The organism is Streptomyces sp. NBC_01296 (assembly GCF_035984415.1).
Taxonomy (GTDB): Bacteria; Actinomycetota; Actinomycetes; order Streptomycetales; family Streptomycetaceae; genus Streptomyces.
The window spans coordinates 6,155,569-6,173,321 of sequence record NZ_CP130720.1; the positions used below are offsets into that span (position 1 = coordinate 6,155,569).

The 17,753-nt window shown below is 73.4% G+C and carries 17 protein-coding genes; 14 read left to right on the forward strand and 3 right to left on the reverse strand.

Annotated features, from left to right (window positions below; genetic code table 11):
* Window positions 1-47: 47 nt before the first annotated feature.
* The 8 genes from OG299_RS28020 (at window position 48) to OG299_RS28055 (ending at window position 9,318) form a co-directional block, all read left to right on the forward strand.
* Window positions 48-287, forward strand: coding sequence for a hypothetical protein (locus OG299_RS28020; RefSeq protein WP_008738811.1), 240 nt, complete (start codon window positions 48-50; stop codon window positions 285-287).
* Window positions 288-327: 40 nt separating this feature from the next.
* A complete protein-coding gene (locus tag OG299_RS28025) occupies window positions 328-1,692 on the forward strand; it encodes an NYN domain-containing protein (protein ID WP_266633596.1) in 1,365 nt (454 codons plus the stop codon).
* Window positions 1,693-1,945: 253 nt separating this feature from the next.
* On the forward strand, window positions 1,946-2,974 hold the full coding sequence (locus OG299_RS28030; protein ID WP_266629989.1) for a C40 family peptidase: 1,029 nt from the start codon (window positions 1,946-1,948) through the stop codon (window positions 2,972-2,974).
* 257 nt (window positions 2,975-3,231) lie between these two features.
* Window positions 3,232-4,275 (forward strand): C40 family peptidase, encoded by a 1,044-nt coding sequence (locus OG299_RS28035; protein WP_327362982.1) that lies wholly within the window; start codon window positions 3,232-3,234, stop codon window positions 4,273-4,275.
* A 36-nt stretch (window positions 4,276-4,311) separates the two neighbouring features.
* The gene (locus tag OG299_RS28040; RefSeq protein WP_266629993.1) at window positions 4,312-5,442 is read left to right on the forward strand and encodes a hypothetical protein; all 1,131 of its coding nucleotides are present in this window, start codon (window positions 4,312-4,314) and stop codon (window positions 5,440-5,442) included.
* 85 nt (window positions 5,443-5,527) lie between these two features.
* On the forward strand, window positions 5,528-6,670 hold the full coding sequence (locus tag OG299_RS28045; RefSeq protein WP_266629995.1) for a glycosyltransferase family 4 protein: 1,143 nt from the start codon (window positions 5,528-5,530) through the stop codon (window positions 6,668-6,670).
* A 154-nt stretch (window positions 6,671-6,824) separates the two neighbouring features.
* Window positions 6,825-7,586 (forward strand): SDR family NAD(P)-dependent oxidoreductase, encoded by a 762-nt coding sequence (locus tag OG299_RS28050; protein ID WP_327362983.1) that lies wholly within the window; start codon window positions 6,825-6,827, stop codon window positions 7,584-7,586.
* Window positions 7,587-7,704: 118 nt separating this feature from the next.
* Entirely contained in the window at window positions 7,705-9,318 is a 1,614-nt protein-coding gene (locus tag OG299_RS28055; protein WP_266629997.1) for a GMC oxidoreductase, read from the forward strand.
* Window positions 9,319-9,321: 3 nt separating this feature from the next.
* Here the strand turns inward: OG299_RS28055 and OG299_RS28060 are convergent, their stop codons facing one another.
* Complete coding sequence (locus tag OG299_RS28060) at window positions 9,322-11,118, reverse strand: AMP-dependent synthetase/ligase (protein WP_266629999.1); 1,797 nt, start codon at window positions 11,116-11,118, stop codon at window positions 9,322-9,324.
* A gap of 229 nt (window positions 11,119-11,347) precedes the next feature.
* Here OG299_RS28060 and OG299_RS28065 point away from each other — a divergent pair, with 229 nt between their 5' ends.
* The 6 genes from OG299_RS28065 to OG299_RS28090 all read left to right on the forward strand — a co-directional run bounded on the left by OG299_RS28065 (window position 11,348) and on the right by OG299_RS28090 (window position 16,323).
* On the forward strand, window positions 11,348-12,130 hold the full coding sequence (locus OG299_RS28065) for a metallophosphoesterase family protein (RefSeq protein WP_266630001.1): 783 nt from the start codon (window positions 11,348-11,350) through the stop codon (window positions 12,128-12,130).
* 79 nt (window positions 12,131-12,209) lie between these two features.
* Window positions 12,210-12,650 carry an SRPBCC family protein gene (locus OG299_RS28070; protein WP_266630003.1) on the forward strand — a complete coding sequence of 147 codons (441 nt, stop codon included), beginning with the start codon at window positions 12,210-12,212 and terminating at the stop codon, window positions 12,648-12,650.
* Between the two features lie 3 nt (window positions 12,651-12,653).
* Window positions 12,654-13,901, forward strand: a complete 1,248-nt coding sequence (locus tag OG299_RS28075; protein WP_327362984.1) for an ArsA family ATPase — start codon at window positions 12,654-12,656, stop codon at window positions 13,899-13,901.
* Window positions 13,902-13,977: 76 nt separating this feature from the next.
* Window positions 13,978-14,487: a DUF5304 domain-containing protein gene (locus tag OG299_RS28080; protein ID WP_327362985.1), complete on the forward strand. Its 510-nt coding sequence runs from the start codon at window positions 13,978-13,980 to the stop codon at window positions 14,485-14,487.
* Between the two features lie 61 nt (window positions 14,488-14,548).
* Window positions 14,549-15,490 carry an ROK family glucokinase gene (locus tag OG299_RS28085; protein WP_266630009.1) on the forward strand — a complete coding sequence of 314 codons (942 nt, stop codon included), beginning with the start codon at window positions 14,549-14,551 and terminating at the stop codon, window positions 15,488-15,490.
* Between the two features lie 59 nt (window positions 15,491-15,549).
* Window positions 15,550-16,323 carry an endonuclease/exonuclease/phosphatase family protein gene (locus OG299_RS28090; protein ID WP_389873504.1) on the forward strand — a complete coding sequence of 258 codons (774 nt, stop codon included), beginning with the start codon at window positions 15,550-15,552 and terminating at the stop codon, window positions 16,321-16,323.
* A gap of 23 nt (window positions 16,324-16,346) precedes the next feature.
* Here the strand turns inward: OG299_RS28090 and OG299_RS28095 are convergent, their stop codons facing one another.
* Together OG299_RS28095 and OG299_RS28100 are read right to left on the reverse strand one after the other, a co-directional pair.
* Window positions 16,347-16,913: a hypothetical protein gene (locus OG299_RS28095; protein ID WP_266630012.1), complete on the reverse strand. Its 567-nt coding sequence runs from the start codon at window positions 16,911-16,913 to the stop codon at window positions 16,347-16,349.
* On the reverse strand, window positions 16,906-17,685 hold the full coding sequence (locus OG299_RS28100; protein WP_327362986.1) for an alpha/beta hydrolase: 780 nt from the start codon (window positions 17,683-17,685) through the stop codon (window positions 16,906-16,908). Before OG299_RS28100 ends, OG299_RS28095 begins: the two co-directional genes overlap by 8 nt.
* Between the last annotated feature and the right edge of the window lie 68 nt (window positions 17,686-17,753).

Genomic DNA, 17,753 nt, shown 5'->3' on the forward strand with positions numbered 1-17,753 from the left:
CGGACGGCGGCTTTAATTGAAACAGCTACGAAGGAGAGAGCGGCCTGATGACGGTTCCCCTGCCGACCGACACCACCCGGTGGCGCTGCACCCTGTGCGGCAACCTCACGCGTTTCGACGTCACTCGTTCGTCGAAGGTCGTGGAGTACGTCCACCTGGATCTTGCCGGGGAGCCCAAGGTCGAGGAACGCGAGGTGGTCAATGAGACCATCGAGTCGGTCCGCTGCCGGTGGTGCAACGCGGTGGACCAGATCGAGCTCGTGGACAGGCCGGGCGCGGACTCCTGACGGAGCCGGGCCCACAGGTAGATCACGGTAGGGGTGACGGATTGTGGAGCCAGCAAGCGGCGCTGAGCCGGCCGACGCGGCCGGCGACGCCGCCGAGGTGCTCGACCGCCCGCTGCCGGAAGGCGTGCGGCGCCGGGTCGTCGCGCTCGTCTCGGACGCCTTCGGCGGACTGACGGTCGCGGACCTCCCGGCGCAGCTGCGCCAGTACGCCCGGTTCACCCCGACCCGGCGCGCCAAGTTCGCGGGCAACGCCATGGCCGCGGCCGTGGAGACGGACGCCGTCTTCCGGGGCCGCGTCGCCGAGAAGCTGCGCGAGGCGCAGGCCGAGCTGGCCGGTGCGCTGGAGTCCGGTGCGCCGCCCGCCGCCGCGGACCCGCTGGACGTGGCGGCCGCCGCGTACGTGCTGCGGCCGGTCGGCTGGGTCAAGCTGGTGGCCGCCGCCGGCGAGGAGGCGCTGCGCGCCGACGCCGAGCGGGTCGGCGAGGAGACCCGGCGCGAACTGGACCGGCTGCGCGAGGAACTGGCCCACGCACGGGACGCGCAGCGCCTGGGCGGCGAGCAGGTGCGGGCCGAGCTGGACGCGGCGCGCAGGGAAGCGGAATCGCTTCAGCGCAAGCTGCGCAGCGCCCAGAGCGATGTGAAGCGCGGCGAGGCGGCCCTGCGCAAGGTCACCGCCGAGATCGACGGGATCAGGGGCGAGGCGGCCGCGCACGTGGCCGCCGCCGAGAGCGAGACCCGGCGGCTCAAGTCCCGCCTCGCGGAGGTCGAGGCGGCGCTGGAGACCTCCCGCCGGGCCACCCGCGAGGGCCGCAGCGTCGAGGACATGCGGCTGCGGCTGCTGCTGGACACCGTGCTGGACGCGGCCCAGGGGCTGCGCCGCGAGCTGGCGCTGCCGCCGGTGTCGACGCGTCCGGCCGACACCGTGGACGCGGTGGAGCCGGGCCGGATGACCCCGAAGGACATCGCGGCGCGGGCCCTGTCGGAGACCGATCCGGCGCTGCTGGACCAGTTGTTGGCGCTGCCCCAGGCCCATCTGGTGGTCGACGGCTACAACGTGACCAAGACCGGCTATCCGACGATGCCGCTGGAGAAGCAGCGGCTGCGGCTGCTGGGCGGGCTGTCGATGCTGGCCGCGCAGACCGGGGCGGAGATGACCTGTGTCTTCGACGGCGCGGAACTGGCGGCGCCGGTGCTGCTCGCGCCGCCGCGCGGGGTACGCGTGCTGTTCTCGAAGGCCGGCGTGACGGCGGACGAGCTGATCCGCCAGCTGGTGCGCGCGGAGCCCCCCGGCCGGCCCGTGGTCGTGGTCTCCACGGACCGCGAGGTGGCCGACGGCGTGGCGAAGGCGGGCGCCCGGCCGGTGACGTCCGCTTTGTTGCTGAAGCGGCTTTCGCGCGTTTCGTAACTCGTCGACGGAATGCCCGATTTGGCATGGCCGACAGGGAACGTACCGTCAAGTGCCCTGCACAGAGCGTGGGCTGTAGGTAAAGAACCTGGTCGGCAAGCGATTTTTTTCTCGACAGGATTTGAACTGATCACAGCCGGGTCACTAGGGTCTGGTCAAACCTTCGTGCGGCAGATCACTCATTCGGGGTGGCGGCGAAGGTGTCGCCGAGTTGCGTTCCTTCGGCGGCTCTAGGAAGAAGGAGCTCGCCTTCGTGGCGTCCCACCGTCGACCCAAGCAGCCGACCCGCGCTCGTGTGACCGTGCTCACCGCCGCGGCCGCCGCGGCCGTCGCCCTCTCCGCACACGGCGCCTCCGCCGCTCCGGCCCAGCCGAGCAAGGACGAGGTCAAGTCCAAGGTCGACGCGCTCTACGAAGAGGCGGAACAGGCCACCGAGAAGTTCAACGGGGCCAAGCAGCGCCAGGAGACGCTGGAGAAGGAGATCGGCCAGCTCCAGGACCAGGTCGCCCGCGGCCAGGACGAGCTCAACCAGCTGCGCACCACGCTGGGTTCGATGGCCAGCGCCCAGTACCGCACCGGCGGCATGGACCAGTCCGTCGCCCTCTTCCTCTCCGCCGACCCCGAGACCTACCTCGACAAGGCCTCCACCCTGGAGCAGTTGAGCGGCAAGCAGGTCGAAGCGGTCCAGAAGATCCAGGCCAAGCAGCGCGCGCTCGCGCAGCAGCGCCAGGAGGCCTCCGGCAAGCTCGCCGACCTCGACGCCACCCGCAAGGAGCTCGCCGAGAAGAAGAAGGCCTCCTCGGACAAGCTCGCCGAGGCCCAGGCCCTCCTCAACACCCTGACCGCACAGGAGCGCGCGTCCATCAAGGACGAGGACTCCCGTGCCAGCCGCGGCGCCGGCGACCGCGTCGACCTCGGCAACGTGAAGGCCTCGGGCCGCGCGGGCGCCGCCCTCGCCGCCGCCAAGACCAAGCTGGGCAGCGCGTACATCTCCGGCTACACCGGTCCGAACGCCTTCGACTGCTCCGGCCTGACCCAGTGGGCCTACAAGCAGGCCGGCGTCAGCATCTCGCGCGTCACCTTCACCCAGGTCAACGACGGCACGCGCATCGGCCAGAGCCAGCTGCAGCCCGGCGACCTGGTGTTCTTCTACGACGACCTGCACCACGTCGGCCTGTACGCGGGCAACGGCATGGTCCTGCACGCCTCCAACCCGCGCGGCGGCGTCAAGTACGAGGCCATGGGCAACATGCCGTTCCAGTTCGGCGTCCGCGTCGGCTGACGCTCCCGGTCCCCTCCGGGGGACGCCCTCGCGGGACGCGCCGTACACCGCCCATCCGGGCGAATTCCACGGCCCCGCTGTGACCACACGCCCCGCCGGTGACCTGCGTCTCCGGCGGGGCGTCGCTGTCTGTGCCCTTCGGCGGTCGTTGGCCGGTGTGTGGCCGCGCGGCTACTGTCTGCCAGCGCGGAACCCCGGCACACGGCCGTCCACGGGGGGCGGACCCGGTCCCGCGCAGCGGAAGGGAGCGGTTCCTCGTGGCGTCCCATCGCCGGCCCGGGCTCGGCAGTCTCGAACGGAACACCAAGGTCACCGTCCTCACCGCCGCCGCGGCCACCGCCGCGGCAGCCATGGCGGGCGGGGCGGCGAGCGCGGCCCCGGCCCACCCGCAGGAGCCCCCGGCCGGCGCCCGTGCCCAGGTCGACCGGCTCTTCGAGGAGGCCGAACAGGCCACCGAGCGCTACAACAAGGCGGGCGAGCGGGCCGACCGGCTGCGCACCGACATCGACCGGGCCCAGGACGCGCTGGCCCGCGGCCAGGACCGCATCAACACCATGCGCGGCGTCCTCGGCACCTTCGCCGGAGCCCAGTACCGCTCCGGCGGCATCGACCCCGCCGTCGAGCTGATCCTCTCCGAGGACCCCGACGAGTACCTCGACAAGGCCTCCCAACTCGACCGGCTGACCGACCGGCAGGCCCGCCGGCTCGACGAACTGCGCAAGGAGCAGCGCCGCCTGGGCCAGCAGCGCCACGAGGCCTCGCAGAAGCTCGCCGAACTCGACGCCGTACGCGCCGACGTGGCCCGCCAGAAGCGTGCCGTCACCGCCAAGCTCGCCGCGGCCCGCCGGCTCCTGAGCGCCATGCCCCCGCAGGAGCGGGCCGACTTCGAGCGGGCCTCGCGCTCCGGCGGGCGCCCCGAGGGCCTGCCCGAGCCGAGCTCGTTCGGCCCCTCCTCGGGCCGCGCCGCGACCGCCGTGATGGCCGCCCGGGCCGCGGTCGGCCGCCCGTACATCTGGGGCTCCACCGGGCCCTCCGGGTTCGACTGCTCCGGGCTGATGGTGTGGTCGTACCGGCAGGCGGGCGTCTCGCTGCCGCGCACCTCACAGGCCCAGCGGTACGCGGGCCGCCGGGTCCCGCTCTCGCAGGCGCAGCCCGGCGACCTGGTCACGTACCGCTCGGACGCCAGCCACGTCGGCATGTACGTCGGGAACGGGCAGGTGGTGCACGCGCCGTACCCGGGGGCGCGGGTGCGGTACGACCCGGTCGGGATGATGCCGGTGTCCTCCGTGACCCGTCCCTGAGCCGCCCCCGGCGCGGGGCGTGCGTACGATCGTCGGATGCCCCCGGTCCGTCGGCTCCTCGTACGCGCACTGCCGCTCCTGCTGAGCGTGCTGCTCGCGGGGTGCGGGGCGCCCGCGGCGCGGGACGCGGCCGAGGGGGACATCCGGGAGGCCGTGGCCGCCTGGTCGCGGACGCCGCCCGCGCAGCTCGCCGGGATCCCGCTGGAGGGATGGGCGTACGAGGTCTCCGCGGTCCGGCGGGACGGCGCCGAGGCCACGGCCCGGGCGGAACTGCACTACCGGCTCACCGGCTACGACAGGGCCCCGGCCGGGTCGGCGCGCGAGGTGCGGCTGAGCCGGGCCGGCGGGGCCGGCGGACGGTGGCAGGTCACCGGGGACCGTCCCGCGCCGGGCGCCCCGCCGCAGCTGTGGGACCAGGGCCCGGTGGAGGTGGTCCGGGGCACGCACGCACTGGTGCTCGGCGTCGGCCAGTCCCCGCAGACCCTGTCCGCGATCGGGGCGGAGGCCGACCGGGCGGTGCCCGCGGCGAGCGCCGCCTGGCCGGGGCCGTGGGCGGGCCGGGCGGTCGTGCTGGTGCCCGGCTCCCTGGAGCGGATGGCGCAGCTGCTGGGGCGGCCGGCCGCCGAGTACCGGGGCATGGGGGCCGTCACGACGGGCCGGGTGGGCGCCGCCGCGGCCCCCGCCGACCGGGTCGTCGTCAACCCCGAGGGCTGGGCGGAGCTCAGTGCGGCGGGCCGCGGCGTCGTCCTGACCCATGAGGTCACCCACGTGGCCACCCGCGCCGCGACCTCCGCCCGGACCCCGCTGTGGCTCTCGGAGGGCTTCGCGGACTGGGCGGCGTACCGCGCCGGCGCCACCACCCCGCAGCAGGCCGCGCCGGCACTGGCCCGGGCGGTCCGCCGCGGCGAGCTGCCGGGCGCGCTCCCCGCAGACGAGGCGTTCGCCTTCGGCGGCGACCCGGAGGCACTGGCCCGCGCGTACGAGGGCGCATGGCTGGCCTGCCGCCTGATCGCGGCCAAGTGGGGCGACGCCACGCTGGTCCGCCTCTACGAGCTGGCAGGCCGGGGGCCCCTGGCGACGGCCCTGGAGGAAACGATCGGCGGCGATCAGCCCGGCCTGACCCTGGCCTGGCAGGCGAGCCTCCGCCAGGAGCTGGGCGCGCCCTAGGGGGTGTCTTGTCGGTCGGGCCGGATCAGGGAGGGGCAAGACGCCCCCCAGGGGCTGTGGGGCCGTCCGGTACTGTCGGCAGGCGATGCACAAGACGCTGATCGTGACCAATGACTTCCCGCCGCGGCCCGGCGGCATCCAGGCCTTCCTGCACAACATGGCGCTGCGGCTGGATCCCGACCGGATCGTCGTCTACGCCTCCACCTGGAAGCACGGCGCGGAGGGCCGCGAGGCCACTGCGGCCTTCGACGCCGAGCAGCCGTTCCAGGTCGTGCGCGACCGTACGACGATGCTGCTGCCGACCCCGCGGGTGACCCGGCGGGCGGTCGGGCTGCTGCGCGAACACGGCTGCGAGTCGGTGTGGTTCGGGGCGGCGGCCCCGCTGGGGCTGATGGGCCCGGCGCTGCGCCGCGCCGGGGCGAAGCGGATCGTGGCGACCACCCACGGGCACGAGGCGGGCTGGGCACAGCTGCCGGCGGCGCGGCAGCTGCTGCGCCGGATCGGCGAGGGCACGGACACGCTGACGTACCTGGGCGAGTACACGCGCTCGCGGATCGCCTCGGCGCTGACGGACCGGGCGGCGGCCCGGATGGTGCAACTCCCGCCGGGGGTGGACGAGAAGACCTTCCACCCCGGGTCGGGCGGCGACGAGATCCGGGCCCGGCTGGGGCTGTCGGACCGGCCCGTGGTGGTCTGCGTCTCGCGGCTGGTCCCCCGCAAGGGGCAGGACACGCTGATCGAGGCGATGCCGCGGATCCTGGCCGCGGTGCCGGACGCCGTGCTGCTGGTGGTCGGCGGGGGCCCGTACGAGGCGGACCTGCGGGCGCTGGCCGTCTCGACCGGGGTCGCGGACTCGGTGGTCTTCACGGGCGCGGTCCCGTGGGCCGAGCTGCCCGCCCACTACGGCGCCGGGGACGTCTTCGCGATGCCGTGCCGGACCCGGCGGGGCGGACTGGACGTGGAGGGCCTCGGCATCGTCTACCTCGAGGCCTCGGCGACGGGCCTGCCGGTGGTCGCGGGCGACTCGGGCGGGGCGCCGGACGCCGTACTGGAGGGCGAGACGGGCTGGGTGGTCCGGGGCGGTGTCCCCGAGGACGCGGCGGACCGCGTGATCGCGCTGCTGCAGGACCCGGAGCTGCGCCGCCGCATGGGCGAGCGGGGCCGCGCCTGGGTCGAGGAGAAGTGGCGCTGGGACCTGCTGGCCGACCGGCTGCGCGAGCTGCTCTGAGCCCGGTCCCGCAGCGCTTCCGCTCCCCGTACCGCTCGGCGATTACGCCGACCAGGGCGCGTCGGGGCCCCGGCCGTGCATGTCCCGCCGGACACGGAAGGCATGTCTGCGGACGTGCACGACGGTTGCGCGCCGGTGAGGAGTGGTGAGGACGATGGACGACGTGCTGCGCGGCACCGTGGCCCTGGTGACCGGCGCTTCGAGCGGGATCGGCCGGGCGGCCGCCCTGGCGCTCGCCGGTCGGGGAGCCACCGTCGCGCTCACCGCGCGGCGCGGGGAGCGGCTCACGGAACTGGCGGCCCAGATCGAGGCGGGCGGCGGCGCGGCGCTGGTCCTGCCCGCCGACATCACCGACGAGGCCGAGGCCGCGCGCGTGGTGGAGCGCACGGTCAAGGAGCTCGGGCGGCTGGACACGCTCGTGAACAACGCGGGCCTGATGATCCTCGGGTACGCCGCCAAGTCGGCCACCGCCGACTGGAAGCGGATGGTGGACATCAACCTCACCGGCCTGATGCACACCACCCACGCGGCCGTGCCGCACCTGGTGAACGCCGCCGCGGACGGGCCCCGGCAGGTCTGCGACATCGTCAACGTGTCCTCGGTGGCGGGTCGCCAGGCCGCGGCCACGGCCACCGCGTACTGCGCCACGAAGTTCGGCGTGGTCGCGTTCAGCGAGGCACTGCGACAGGAGCTGGCGCGGCAGCACGTACGGGTCTCCCTCGTCGAGCCCGGCGCGGTGGACACCGAGTTGCGCGGACACAATTCCCCCGAGATGCAGGAAGCGCTGACGCGGATGTTCGGGGGCATCGAACGGCTGGAAGCGCAGGACATCGCGGACGCGATCGTGTACATCGTCACGCGCCCGCGGCGGGTCGCGGTGGCCGAGATGCTCGTGCGGCCGACCGAGCAGGTCTGAGGCCGCTTCCGGCCCGCCCCGGACCGGCGCGGTGATCCTCCGCCACATCTGACTGTTCCTCAGAAGTCTGTCAACACCGCCTCTGGGTGGACGGCCGGATTCCGCCCATGATGCGGCCATGACACCTCAGTTGACGCGCCGTCACTTCCTGGGTATCGGCGCCCTCCAGACCGCCGCCGCCCTCGGCTTCACCCGCATAGGCCTGCAATCGGCCGCGGCCGCCGAGCCCGCCGCCGCGCAGTACGCCCCCGCCATCGTCGTGGGCTCCGGCTACGGCTCGGCCGTCGCCGCCCTCCGGCTCGGGCAGGCCGGCGTACGGACCGTCGTCCTCGAGATGGGCCGGCTCTGGAACACCCCCGGCCCGGACGGCAAGGTCTTCCCCTCCACCTCCGCCCCCGACCAGCGGTCCATGTGGTTCCGCACCCGCACCGAGGCCCCGCTCGCCCAGTTCCTCTGGCTCGACGTCGTCAACCGCGACATCAGCCCGTACCCCGGCGTCCTCGACCGCGTGAACCACGGCGACATGTCCGTCTACGTCGGCCGCGGCGTCGGCGGCGGATCCCTCGTCAACGGCGGCATGGCCCCGACGCCCCGGCGCTCGTACTTCTCCGAGGTGCTGCCCCGGGTCGACGCCGACGAGATGTACGGCACGTACTACCCCCGCGCCCGCGCCATGCTCGGCGTCAACGACATCGACCCCGGCTGGTTCGAGTCCACGGAGTGGTACCGGTTCGCCCGGATCTCCCGCAAGCACGCCCAGAACACCGGCCTGCGGACCACCTTCGTGCCCAACGTGTACGACTTCCGGTACATGCAGCGCGAGGCCGCCGGCACCGCCACCCGCTCGGCGCTGGCCGGCGAGGTCATCTACGGCAACAACTTCGGCAAGAAGAGCGTCGACAAGACCTACCTCGCGGCCGCGATCGGCACCGGCAACGTCACCATCGAGACCATGCAGCGCGTCGTCGGCGTCCGCCAGGACCCGGCCGGGGGCTACGTGGTCACCGTCCAGACCAGCGACCTGACGGGGCGGGTCACCCAGGTCAGGGAACTCGGCTGCAAACAGCTCTTCCTCGGCGCCGGCAGCCTCGGCACCACCGAGATCCTGCTCCGCGCCCGGGAGCGGGGCACCCTGCCCGCGCTCAGCGAGAAGGTGGGGCTCGGCTGGGGCCACAACGGCAACATCATGACCGCCCGTGCCAACCACCTGTGGGACACCGTCGGCTGCAACCAGGCCACCATGCCCGCCCTGGGGATCGACGACTGGGACAACGCCGCCAACCCGGTGTTCGCGGAGATCGCCCCGCTGCCCATGGGCTTCGAGCACTGGATCTCGATGTACCTGGCCATCACCAAGAACCCCGAGCGGGGCCACTTCACGTACGACGCGGCCACCGACTCGGCGCGGCTCAACTGGCGCCGGGACCAGAACACCCCGTCGGTCCAGGCCGCCAAGAACCTCTTCGACCGCATCAACCGGGCCAATTTCACGATCTACCGGTACGACCTGTTCGGTGACAACAGGAACTTCGCCGACAACTTCACGTACCACCCGCTCGGTGGCTGCGTCCTCGGCGACGCGACCGACGACTACGGCCGCGCCAAGGGCTACCAGGGGCTGTACGTCGTCGACAGCTCCCTGATCCCGGGCTCGCTCGGGGTGAACCCGTTCGTCACCATCACCGCGCTTGCCGAGCGGAACATGGCACGGATCCTCACCGACCCGCGCTGACCGTCAGCCGCGGTACAGGGCCTCGATCTCGTCCGCGAAGTCCTTCGCCACCACATTCCGCTTCAGCTTCAGCGAAGGCGTGATGTGGCCCGACTCCTCCGTGAACTGGGAGGGCAGAATGCGGAATTTCCGCACCGATTCCGCCTTGGAAACCGCCGCGTTGCCGTCGTCCACGGCCTTCTGGACGGCGGCGATGAGGTCCGCGTCCTCGCGCAGCTCCGCTGCCGTGACCCCGGCCGGCTTGCCGTGCTCCGCGGCCCAGCGGCCGAGGAACTCCTCGTCGATCGTGACCAGCGCGGCCACGAACGGCCTCGCGTCGCCGACCACCATGCACTCCGCGACCAGCGCGTGCGCCCGGATCCGGTCCTCGATCACCGCGGGCGCGACGTTCTTGCCGCCCGCCGTGACGATGAGCTCCTTCTTGCGCCCGGTGATCGCGAGGTAGCCGTCCTCGTCGAGGGTGCCGACGTCGCCGGTGTGGAACCACCCGTCGGTCAGCGCCTCGGCGGTCGCCGCCTCGTTCTTCCAGTACCCGTTGAACACGTGCTCGCCGTGCAGCAGCACCTCGCCGTCGTCGGCGATCCGCACCACGGAGCCCGGCAGCGGCTGGCCGACCGTACCGATCTTCGTACGGTCCCACGGGTTGAAGGCCGTGGCCGCACAGGACTCCGTCAGGCCGTAGCCCTCCAGGACCGTGAAGCCGATGCCGCGGAAGAAGTGGCCGAGCCGCTCGCCCAGCGGGGCCCCGCCGGAGATCGCGTACTCGCCGCGCCCGCCGAGGACCGTGTGGAGCTTGCTGTAGACCAGCTTCGAGAACAGCTTGTGCTTCAGCTTCAGGCCGAAGGACGGGCCGCCCGGGGCGTCCAGCGCCCGGCTGTACGCGATCGCCGTCTCGGCGGCCGCGTCGAAGATCTTGCCCTTGCCGTCGGCCTGGGCCTTGGCGCGCGCCGAGTTGTAGACCTTCTCGAAGACGCGCGGCACGCCGAGGATCAGCGTGGGCCGGAAGGACTGCAGCTCGTCGGTGAGGTTCTTGATGTCCGGTACGCAGCCCAGGCGGATCGGCGCCAGGACGGCCGCCACCTCCACCAGGCGCCCGAAGACGTGCGCGGCCGGCAGGAAGAGCAGCACGGAGCACTCGCCGGTGCGGAACAGCGGGCTCAGGCGCTCCACCACGTTGCCGCACTCGGCGAAGAAGTTGCGGTGGGTCAGCACACAGCCCTTGGGGCGGCCGGTGGTGCCCGAGGTGTAGACGATGGTGGCCGGGTCGTCGGCGTTCGCCAGCGAGCTGCGCCGGTCGACCTCGTCGTCCGTCACGTCCGCGCCGGCGGCCCGCAGCGTCGCCAGGGCGCCCTGCTCGATCTCCCAGACCTCGCGCAGCTCCGGCAGCCGGTCGCGCAGCGAGGCCACGGCCGCGCTGTGCCCCGGGCTCTCCGTGACCACGGCGACCGCGCCGGAGTCGCCGAGGATCCACTGGATCTGCTCGGGCGAGCTGGTCTCGTACACGGGGACCGTGACGGCGCCCGCGCTCCAGATCGCGAAGTCGAAGAGCACCCACTCGTAGCGGGTGCGGGAGATCAGCGCGACGCGGTCGCCGGGCTGGATGCCGGCCGAGATCAGGCCCTTGGCGGCGGCGCGCACCTCGGCGAGGAACTCGGTCGCGGTCACGTCCTGCCACGCGCCGTCGACCTTGCGGGCCATGACGGCGGTGTCGGGATGCTGCGAGGCGTTGCGGCGGATGAGATCCGTCAGGTTCCCGTCCGACGGGACCTCGTACAGGGCCGGAAGGCTGAACTCGCGCAAGACTGCTGCTCCTCTGGGCGCCATCGCCACCATGTGGACCGACCGGACGTTACCCACCGGTAGTGGGTTCCGGATAGAGGGAACCGGCCAGATGTTCCGTGCGTCACACGTCACGGCCGTGCCATGCCGACAGTAGTCGACCCCGTTTGCGACCCGGAAGTAACCGCAGGTAGGGAGGCTGTGAAGGTTCCTCTACCCGCGGCACCCGGGCCCCCCTAGGGTGGGGCGCATGGGTGGCAGGAAAAGCAGTACGCGCGTCCACGTCGTCAGCGACGTCCACGGCAACGCCGAGGCGCTCGCCCGGGCCGGGGACGGTGCCGACGCGTTGATATGCCTCGGCGACCTCGTGCTCTTCCTCGACTACGCCGACCACTCGCGCGGCATCTTCCCCGACCTGTTCGGCATCGAGAACGCCGACCGGATCGTGGAGCTGCGCACCGCGCGCCGCTTCGACGAGGCCCGCGACTTCGGGCGGCGGCTGTGGGCCGGGCTCGACCGGGAACAGCTGATCGAGGGCGCGGTGCGCCGCCAGTACGCCGAGATGTTCGCCGCGTTCCCGCACCCCACGTACGCCACCTACGGCAATGTCGACATCCCGGGTCTGTGGTCCGAGTACGCCGCCCCCGGCACCACCGTCCTCGACGGGCAGCGGGTGGAGATCGGCGGCCGCGTCTTCGGCTTCGTCGGCGGCGGACTGCCCTCCCCGATGCGCACCCCGTACGAGGTGGACGAGGAGGAGTACGCAGCCAAGGTCGAGGCGCTCGGCGAGGTGGACGTGCTCTGCTCGCACATCCCGCCGGAGGTTCCCGAGCTCTGCTACGACACGGTCGCGCGCCGGTTCGAACGCGGCAGCGAGGCCCTGCTCGCGGCGATCCGGCGGACCCGCCCGCGGTACGCGCTGTTCGGGCACGTGCACCAGCCGCTGGCCCGGCGCATGCGGATCGGCGGCACGGAATGCGTGAACGTCGGGCATTTCGCCGCCACCGGAAGGCCGTGGGCCCTGGAGTGGTGACCTCCGCACGCACGGTAGCCTGCACGCGGCGGCCGCAGGCCGCACACTTCCTCGAACAATCCCTGGAGGGGCGACCGCCATGGCCGAACACACCAGCTCGAGCATCACGATCGAGGCGGCGCCGGCCGACGTCATGGCCGTGATCGCCGACTTCGCCCGCTACCCCGAGTGGACCGGCGAGGTGAAGGAGGCCGAGGTACTGGCCACCGACGCCGAAGGTCGCGCAGAAAAGGTCCGGCTGCTGCTGGACGCGGGCGCGATCAAGGACGACCACACCCTCGCGTACACCTGGAAGGGTACCGACGAGGTCAGCTGGACCCTGGACAAGTCGCAGATGCTGCGCCAGCTCGACGGCTCGTACCGGCTCGCCCCACTGGAAGGCGGCAAGCACACCGAGGTCACCTACCAGCTGACCGTGGACGTCAAGATCCCGATGCTCGGCATGATCAAGCGCAAGGCCGAGAAGGTCATCATCGACCGTGCCCTCGCCGGCCTGAAGAAGCGCGTCGAATCGGCCTGATCCATGCACATCCTGCTGATCACCGGCCCCGGCGGGGCCGGTCGCACCACCGTGGCCGCGGCCACCGCCGTCGCCGCCGCGCGGACCGGGCAGCGGGTGCTGCTGCTCTCCGGTGACCCCGGGGACCCCCTGTCCGCACTGCTCGGGGAGCCCACGGGCCGGCCCGTCGAAGCCGGGCCCGGGCTGACGGCCGTCCCCGCGGGCGGGGTCCTCGCGGCCCGCGTGGACTCCGGCGAGGAGTTCCGCGCGGAGCTCGTCGCCCTCCAGGAGCGCGGATCCGCCCTGCTCGGCATGGTCGGGGCCCGGCCGCTCGGCGCCGAGGAGCTCACCGAGCTGCCCGGCGCCGAGCAGTTCGCCCTGCTGCGCGCCCTGCGCCGGGCCGCCGCCGCACCCGCCGCCGACCTCGTCGTCGTCGACATGCCCCCGCTCCACCAGGCCGTGGCCACCCTCGCCCTCCCCGCCCAGCTGCGCCGCTACCTGGCCCGGCTGCTCCCGGCCGAGCGGCAGGCGGCCCGCGCCCTGCGGCCCGTACTGGCCCAGCTGGCCGGCGTACCCATGCCCGCGCAGTGGCTGTACGAGGCCGCCGCGCGCTGGGACGAGGAGCTCGCGGCCGTCCAAGCCGTCGTGGAGGCCCCCACCACCTCGCTGCGGGTGGTCGCCGAGCCGGGCCCGGGCGCTGACGCCGCGCTGCGCACCGGGCTGCTCGGCCTCGCCCTCGAGCAGCTGCCGGTCGCCGGGATCGTCGCCAACCGGATGGTGCCGCAGGGCTCGCCCGACCCCTGGCTGGCCGGGCTCGCCGCCCAGCAGGAGAAGTACGCCGCCCAGTGGGCCGGGGCGGAGTCGGCCACGGGCACGCCCGTGCTGCCGCTGGAGCACCTCGGGCGGGACCCCCAGGGGCCGGAGGACCTGGCACGGCTCACCGGGGCGGAGGGGCTCGTTCCGGCGGCCTCCGGGGAGACCGGCGACGCGGCCCGGGACAGGGCCGGCGACCGCCGGGCCTGGGTCGTGGAGGACCGCCTCGCCGAGGACGGGGTACTCGTCTGGGTGGTGCCGCTGCCCGGCGCCCACAAGCGCGACCTCGACCTGGTCCGGCGCGGCGACGAGCTGCTGCTCGCGGCCGGCCCCTACCGCAGGATCGTTCCGCTGCCCTCGGCGCTGCGCCGCTGCACGGTATCGGGCGCCGCCCTCGCCGACGGGGAGCTCCGCATCCGCTTCACGCCGGACCCGGGGCTCTGGCCCCGCAGGCCCTGAACCGCTTACCCCCGTTCGGGTAACGTCGAAGGTAGTACGTACCGCACGCCCAGCAGCTGCCGCAGGAGAGTCCGCCATGAGCGAGGCCACCGACCGTCCCATCGACGACGACGCCTGGGCCAAGGCCTGCGCCGAGGACCTCGCCGCGGAGCAGGAGCGCCGCAGGGCCCGGCAGGACGGCACCGGCACCGGCGCCGGCACCGGTACCGCCTCCGAGGAGCTCTTCAAGCTGTTCGAGGCCGTCGCCGACAAGGTCTCCGGGCTGAACAACCCGCTGCTCGGCGCCGCCGCCCAGGGTGCGGTACGCCAGTTCGTCAACCAGGCGAAGGCCGCCGCCAAGCCCGTCGTCGAGCGCAACCCCGAGGTCTTCGACCACCTCGCGGCGGCCGGCTCCGAGCTGCTCGCCGCGTACCGCTCGGCCGTCGAGGGCCACGAGCGCCGCTGGACCCGCGACGAGCCCGCGGCGGGCGCGGGCCCGGACGGCCCCCGCGGCGACGCTCCCTCGGGCGACCGCCCCTCCGGGGACCGGTCCGACCCCCGGGACGAGGGCGGGAGCGGTCCGACGCAGCGGATCGATCTCGACTGAGACCCTGCCGCCCTCGGGTACCGTTGGCCGTGGCGGGGTTTGACCGGAAACCGAGGGACTAATGGGACTCACCATCGGCGTCGACATCGGCGGCACGAAGATCGCGGCCGGCGTGGTCGACGAAGAGGGCACCATCCTTGAGACGTACAAGGTGCCCACCCCGCCGACCGCGGACGGGGTGACGGACGCGATCTGCGCCGCAGTGTCCGAAGTCAGCAGCAGCCACACCATCGACGCCGTCGGCATCGGCGCCGCCGGCTACGTGGACGACAAGCGCGCGACCGTACTCTTCGCGCCGAACATCAACTGGCGGCACGAGCCGCTCAAGGACAAGGTCGAGCAGCGCATCGGCCTGCCGGTCGTCGTCGAGAACGACGCGAACTGCGCCGCCTGGGGCGAGTACCGCTTCGGCGCAGGCCAGGGCCACGAGGACGTCATCTGCATCACGCTCGGCACGGGCCTGGGCGGCGGCATCATCATCGGCAACAAGCTGCGCCGCGGACGCTTCGGCGTCGCCGCCGAGTTCGGGCACATCCGGGTGGTCCCGGACGGCCTGCTGTGCGGGTGCGGGAGCCAGGGCTGCTGGGAGCAGTACGCCTCCGGCCGCGCGCTCGTCCGGTACGCGAAGCAGCGCGCCAACGCCACCCCCGAGAACGCGGCGGTCCTCCTCGCGCTCGGCGACGGCACCACCGAGGGCATCGAGGGCAAGCACGTCAGCGAGGCCGCGCGGGCCGGTGACCTGGTGGCCGTCGAGGCCTTCCGCGAGCTGGCCCGCTGGGCGGGTGCCGGCCTCGCGGACCTGGCCTCGCTCTTCGACCCGTCGGCGTTCATCGTCGGCGGCGGGGTCTCGGACGAGGGCGACCTCGTCCTCGACCCGATCCGCAAGTCCTTCAAGCGCTGGCTGGTCGGCGGCGCATGGCGCCCGCACGCGCAGGTTCTGGCCGCGCAGCTGGGCGGCAAGGCCGGCCTCGTCGGCGCGGCGGACCTGGCCCGCCAGGGCTGACGCCGTCCGTTGTCCGAACTGCCCGTCGCGCCCTCTGTGGCACGGCGGGCAGTCTGGCTATGTTGCCGTGCATGCTGCCGAACTCTGTGACGGAACCCGACGGTTCCGCGGTGATCCGAGCCCTCAGCTACAACATCCGCTCGATGCGGGACGACGAGGAGGCGCTGGCCAGGGTGATCCGCGCGTGCGCCCCCGACCTGGTGTTCATCCAGGAGGCACCGAGGTTCTTCCGCTGGCGCAAGCACGCGGCGCGGCTGGCCGCGAAGACGGACCTGGTGGTGCTGAGCGGCGGCGCCACCGCCGCGGGCCCGCTCCTGCTCTGTTCCCTGCGGGCCTTCGTGGAGCGGACAGAGGACGTCCTGCTCCCCCTCACCCCGGGCCTGCACCGGCGGGGCTTCGCCACGGCGGTGGTCCGGTTCGGGGCCGCGCGGGTGGCGGTGCTCAGCGCGCACCTTTCGCTGGACGGGGCCGAACGCCGGGCGCAGGCCGACCTCCTCCTGGACCGCCTCGCGTCCACGGACGCCCCGTACGCCATCGCGGCGGGCGACATCAACGAGACGCCGTCGGGCCCGGCGTTCCGCCGCCTCTCCACCGCCCTCCAGGACTGCTGGACGGTGTCCCCCTGGGGCGGCGAGCACACCTTCGTCCGCTCCGGCCCGCCGAGGCGGATCGACGCGATCTTCGCGACGCCGGGTGTGGAGGTGCTGACCTGCGGCGTCCCCACGGCTCTACCGGGCATTACGAAGGACGACCTCCGGGCAGCCACGGACCACCTTCCGGTCCTGGCCACCCTCCGCCTCCCGGCCGGGAAACCCATCCCCGCCGGCGCCTGAGCCGCGGGCTCCGGGGCCGCGGCCTACACCACTGCGCCGCGGCCCGGGTCGTCGTCCTCGTCGTCGCCCTGCGACATCCGCGCCACCAGCGTGGCGAAGCCGCCGAGGAAGCCGCCGATGCCCAGCGTCGTGAGCCACCAGGTCATGTCCCACTGCAGCAGCACGGCGACCAGCAGCAGCACCGGCCCGCCCACCACCGCCAGCCACGCGAACTTCGCCGTCGTGTCCGCAGGCGGCAGCTCCGGCTCCGGGGGGACGAAGTGGCCCTCGTCCTTCTCGTCCGGCTCCGCCGGCGCGTGGTCCCGGGGCCCGGTCCCGCCGCCGGGACCGCTCACTCCCACACCCACGCCCGGGGCGAACACCACCGAGCTGCCCAGCGCCGGAGCCGGGGGCTCCTTGTCCGCCGGAGGCTCCGGAGCCGGCGCGGGCTCCACGTCCTCCTCCGGCAGCATCAGGTTCTCGATCGGCCGGAACGGCCTCGACCCCGGCGGGTCCGGCGGCTCCTGCCCGTACCCGGCGACGATCGCCGCCCAGGCCGCCTCCTCGTCCAGCGGGGGGACACCCCCCGGGGACTCCTCGTGCTCAGCCACCGCTGGCCGCCCCCTCCCTGCCGACGCTCTCCGCGAGCCGCCCGACGAACGCATAACTGTCCGCGAAGATCTGCTCCGCGTCGTAGTCCAACGTCGCAACGTGGTAGCTCTGTTCCAGCAGCGTCTCGGTGACGTCCGTCGACGAGATCCGCGCGAGGATCCGCGCCGAGTCGACCGGCGGCACGACATGGTCCTGCGGGCTGTGCAGCAGCAGCACCGGCTGCGTCACCTGCGGCAGCTCGGTGTCCAGCATCTGCAGGAACTTCCGCAGCGAGTGCGCGGCCCGGGTCGGGACCCGGTCGTACCCGACCTCGTCCGAGCCCGGCTTCGCGATGTCGCTCGCGATGCCCGGGGTCGAGCGGATGAAGTGCTTGGCCACCGGGAGGGCGACGGCCAGCGGGTCGTGCACCTTGTTGGCCGGGTTGACGAGCACGAGCCCGCTGATCGCGTCCCCGTGCTTCGCCGCCAGCCGCAGGCTCAGCGCCCCGCCCATGGACAGGCCGAAGACGAACACCTGCGTGCACCGGTCCAGCAGTTCCCGCAGCGCGCGGTCGACCTCCGCGTACCAGTCCTGCCAGCCCGTGAGCTGCATGTCCTGCCACCGCGTCCCGTGCCCGGGCAGCAGCGGCAGCGACACCGTCAGGCCCTGCCCGGCGAGATACTCGGCCCACGGGCGCAGCGACTGCGGGGAACCGGTGAAGCCGTGGCAGAGGAGGACGCCGACCTCTCCGCCCTCGTGGCGGAACGGCTCGGCTCCAGGGAGGACGGGCACCAGGGTCTCCTTCGACGGGTGGGGGGTGCGTAGCGCTGTGTGACTTCACCGTACGCGACGGGGATGAC

What these genes read in the sequence shown, in the direction of transcription:
- OG299_RS28020 (WP_008738811.1), top strand. Translation starts at nt 48, where the DNA reads ATGACGGTTCCCCTGCCGACCGACACCACCCGGTGGCGCTGCACCCTG.
- OG299_RS28040 (WP_266629993.1), top strand. Translation starts at nt 4,312, where the DNA reads ATGCCCCCGGTCCGTCGGCTCCTCGTACGCGCACTGCCGCTCCTGCTG.
- OG299_RS28045 (WP_266629995.1), top strand. Translation starts at nt 5,528, where the DNA reads ATGCACAAGACGCTGATCGTGACCAATGACTTCCCGCCGCGGCCCGGC.
- OG299_RS28050 (WP_327362983.1), top strand. Translation starts at nt 6,825, where the DNA reads ATGGACGACGTGCTGCGCGGCACCGTGGCCCTGGTGACCGGCGCTTCG.
- OG299_RS28055 (WP_266629997.1), top strand. Translation starts at nt 7,705, where the DNA reads ATGACACCTCAGTTGACGCGCCGTCACTTCCTGGGTATCGGCGCCCTC.
- OG299_RS28065 (WP_266630001.1), top strand. Translation starts at nt 11,348, where the DNA reads ATGGGTGGCAGGAAAAGCAGTACGCGCGTCCACGTCGTCAGCGACGTC.
- OG299_RS28070 (WP_266630003.1), top strand. Translation starts at nt 12,210, where the DNA reads ATGGCCGAACACACCAGCTCGAGCATCACGATCGAGGCGGCGCCGGCC.
- OG299_RS28075 (WP_327362984.1), top strand. Translation starts at nt 12,654, where the DNA reads ATGCACATCCTGCTGATCACCGGCCCCGGCGGGGCCGGTCGCACCACC.
- OG299_RS28080 (WP_327362985.1), top strand. Translation starts at nt 13,978, where the DNA reads ATGAGCGAGGCCACCGACCGTCCCATCGACGACGACGCCTGGGCCAAG.
- OG299_RS28085 (WP_266630009.1), top strand. Translation starts at nt 14,549, where the DNA reads ATGGGACTCACCATCGGCGTCGACATCGGCGGCACGAAGATCGCGGCC.
- OG299_RS28090 (WP_389873504.1), top strand. Translation starts at nt 15,550, where the DNA reads ATGTTGCCGTGCATGCTGCCGAACTCTGTGACGGAACCCGACGGTTCC.